This is a genomic window from Synechococcus sp. H55.11 (assembly GCF_047462475.1).
Classification (GTDB): domain Bacteria; phylum Cyanobacteriota; class Cyanobacteriia; order Thermostichales; family Thermostichaceae; genus Thermostichus.
Genome location: NZ_JANSJI010000324.1, coordinates 1 through 3,287 on the forward strand (window position 1 = coordinate 1; position 3,287 = coordinate 3,287).

At 52.9% G+C, this 3,287-nt stretch carries 3 protein-coding genes and 1 pseudogene; all 4 read left to right on the forward strand.

Features of this window, described 5'->3' with window-relative positions; genetic code table 11:
• Window positions 1-8 precede the first annotated feature (8 nt).
• Entirely contained in the window at window positions 9-164 is a 156-nt protein-coding gene (locus NW853_RS12810; protein ID WP_414349199.1) for an ATP-binding protein, read from the forward strand.
• A gap of 381 nt (window positions 165-545) precedes the next feature.
• Entirely contained in the window at window positions 546-1,019 is a 474-nt protein-coding gene (gene apcD / locus NW853_RS12815) for an allophycocyanin subunit alpha-B (RefSeq protein WP_414337776.1), read from the forward strand.
• A gap of 254 nt (window positions 1,020-1,273) precedes the next feature.
• The gene (locus NW853_RS12820; protein WP_414349198.1) at window positions 1,274-1,759 is read left to right on the forward strand and encodes an allophycocyanin subunit beta; all 486 of its coding nucleotides are present in this window, start codon (window positions 1,274-1,276) and stop codon (window positions 1,757-1,759) included.
• Window positions 1,760-1,789: 30 nt separating this feature from the next.
• Window positions 1,790-2,776 (forward strand): annotated as a pseudogene (locus NW853_RS12825) (chlorophyll a/b binding light-harvesting protein); the annotation flags it as partial.
• Between the last annotated feature and the right edge of the window lie 511 nt (window positions 2,777-3,287).

A 3,287-nucleotide genomic window follows, 5' to 3' on the forward strand; every position in this document is an offset into this window, starting at 1 on the left:
TTTACCGCATTCCCAGCAAGGATCCCTGGAAGGAAGGGGGCACGGGGCTGGGCTTAGCTTTGGTGAAACAGATGGTGGATCAGTTGCGCGGATCCATCGAGGTGAGCAGCGCTGCCGGCTGGGCGACCTTTACGCTTCACCTGCCCCATCTGCCCCAACTTTGACACAGAACCCAAACTCTCGTGCTTCCCTTGCTGAGAAGGATCCAGCCAGGTAAGAGGGCACCTGACTCGAAGGGGATCCCAAGGGAAGTTGCACCTGCAAACCCCCTCGGCTCGTGCCCAGCACCATTCCTCCAACTGCCCAAAAGCTTCGCCGGCGAGGAACTGGGGTGCTGAGCGGATCCCTGTGAGTTACGGTTGTATCCGGGATCCCAATTGGCCGCCAACCCAGCCCTCTCGATCTGGTCACGGTGCTGAAAACACGGGGCAGAGAGGGTTTGTTGCGAGTAAGTTTCAATTCACAACTTTTTCTTAATAAGTGATTTCGATTCTTGAGGATATAGCTTACTTTGTTACCTGTAGAGCGTTCCTTGCCAAAAACCTATGAGCATTGTTGCCCAAGTCATCGCGCAGTCGGATGCGGCTGATCGCTTCCTCAGCAGTGCCGAGATTGCCAAGCTAGAAGATTTCTTCAGCAAGGGTCAAGTGCGTATCCGAGCCGCCAAAAAATTAGCGGAGAACGAGCAAAAAATTGTCCAGGAAGGCAGCAAACGTTTTTGGGCCAAATGCCCCAACACCCCCAGCAATAAAGGCAATCCTCAAAAGACAGCCCTCTGTCAGCGGGATCAAGGCTGGTACATCCGCTTGGTTAGCTATTGCATCTTGGCGGGAAACGATAAGCCGCTAGAGGACATCGGCCTGAACGGAATGCGCGAAATGTATACATCTTTGGGCGTGCCGCTGCCGAACCTGCGGGTGGCCATGAGCTGTCTAAAAGAAGTAGCCGCCGGTATTCTTTCTTCGGAGGAAATGGCTTTGGCAGCCCCCTACTTCGATCGACTGATTCGCGCTTTTTGAATGGATAAGTTAGTAGACACTTTGCTGCGCGGTTGCCCGATTTTGTTGAGGACTTGAGTTGTGTTGCCCTTAAGATTTGCGAGTTTGAGGTTTAAGCTTGCTTGCAGGCTCTGATGTCTTAAGCTGCAACTCAATAAAAGTTCTCACAGGCAATGCCTGAGCAAGCGGTGCAAGGATCCCGTCCCGCTAACGCAAGCAGAATTTGTCCAATTGCCTCAAAAAAATAGTCCATATCAGTGCTTGGAGGAAAAGTCATGAAAGACACCATTACTTCCCTGATTAACCCTGCCGATGAGAAAGGCTCCTACTTAGATGCCGCAGCTCTGGAACAGTTAAGTCGCTATTTCCAGAGTGGCAACATGCGCGTCAAGGCGGCTAAAACCATCAGCTCCAGCGCCAGCAGCATTATCAGCCAAACCGTTGCCAAAAGCTTGCTCTATGGGGATATCACCCTGCCAGGGGGCAATATGTACCCCACCCGGCGCTACGCGGCCTGCCTGCGGGATCTGACCTATTTTCTGCGCTATGCCACCTACGCCATGTTGGCTGCCGATACTTCTATTTTGGATGAGCGGGTGTTGCAGGGTTTGAAAGAAACTTACATCACTCTCGGCGTTCCCATCGATCGTGTCATTCAAGCCTTGAATGCTATGAAGGAGGTGCTGACGGAAAGTCTTGGCACAGAGGCAGGTCAAGAGATGGCCGTTTATCTTGACCACATTATTGCCGGTTTGAGCTAAACCTGCCTGTAGCTGACTGAGGAACTACCTATGAAAACCAGAAAGACGCACCCATCAGGCTATCCCTGGTGGGCAGGTAACGCTCGATTGATGAACCTCTCCAATACTTTTATCGTGGCACATGTGGCTCATGCGGCTTTGATCATGGCTTGGGCAGGGGTCTTCACCCTGTTTGAGCTGGCCAAGTTCTCGCCAGAGCGGCCCCTATACGAGCAAGGGCTGATTTTGCTGCCCCACCTGGCCACGTTGGGATGGGGGGTCGGCAGCGGCGGCCAGATTGTCAATACCTTTCCCTACGTGGCCATTGCTGCCATTCACCTGGTGGCTGCGGGCGTGTTGGCTTGGGGGGCCTACTTCCACCAAACCCGACTTCCTCCCAGCTTAGATATGGAATTTGGCAGGGCCGCCAAGTTTCACTTTGCTTGGGATGATGCCAAAACATTGGGGGTAATTTTGGGGCACCACCTGCTAGTTTTGGGCTTGGGATCCCTGTTGTTGGTGGCCAAGGCAATGCTATTTGGGGGGTTGTACGATGCCAATAGCGATCAGGTACGCCTGGTTACGGCTCCAACTTTAGATTTTGCCACCCTTTGGGACTACCGCACCCATTTGTTCGATGTCAACAATTTGGAAGACTTGGTGGGGGGCCATATTTATGTGGCAGCTCTTCTCTTGCTGGGAGGGGTGTGGCACATTTTGGTTCCGCCGTTTGAGTGGGTTAAAGCTCGCTTTCTTTTCTCGGCAGACGGGATCCTCTCCTACTCTCTATTTGGCATTGCTCTGGCCGGCTTTGCGGCCTCTTATTATTGTGGGTTTAACTCGCTGGCCTACCCGGTGGAGTTTTACGGCCCCACCCTAGAGCTGAAATCCGCGTTCACCCCTTACTACTTCGATCCAAATCAAACCGGGGCGTGGAACTATTCCTCGAGGGTTTGGCTGGCCAATGCCCACTTCTATTTGGCCTTCTTTTTCCTCCAGGGATCCCTGTGGCATTTTCAGCGAGCTATGGGCTTTGATGTTGGCAAAATGCTGCAGTCGTGGCAACAGGGCCGGCAGGAAATGACCTCTCAAGGGGTATATCAGGTTCAATTTCAGTGCCGACCTCAGCCCAACTTTGCAATTTTTTACGATCCTCCCTTTGCCGATCCAGAGCCTTTATCTGTATCTCCGGGGGATGTCTACTGGTATCAGCCGCCCAGAGCCCGCAGCTTCAGCTTTCCATCGCTGATCAACGGTGTTCGGCAAACTCTCTATGAAGTGAACTACACCCTCAGAAGGTGGATCTTCTACGAGCCTGCCAGAGGGAAAAGTACTTTCAATCGTTCTAACTTGAAGGCAGGCTATGGTTCGCCTAGGCCGGAGACCGATTTCTCGAAGTTTGCTCGACCCCTGCCCAAAGTCTTCTACGAGCCCGGCAAGGTACAGGCTTAACCTGTGGCCAGCCGTGATAGAACAGCTTGCTGGCTGATCCCCGGCTCCTCTCTCCTCTTTTGGGAGAGGGGCTGAAGCGCCTCAATCTTCTTGAAAC

Excerpts from the sequence above, each read along its gene's own strand:
- apcD (WP_414337776.1), top strand. The coding sequence starts at position 546 with ATGAGCATTGTTGCCCAAGTCATCGCGCAGTCGGATGCGGCTGATCGC.
- NW853_RS12820 (WP_414349198.1), top strand. The coding sequence starts at position 1,274 with ATGAAAGACACCATTACTTCCCTGATTAACCCTGCCGATGAGAAAGGC.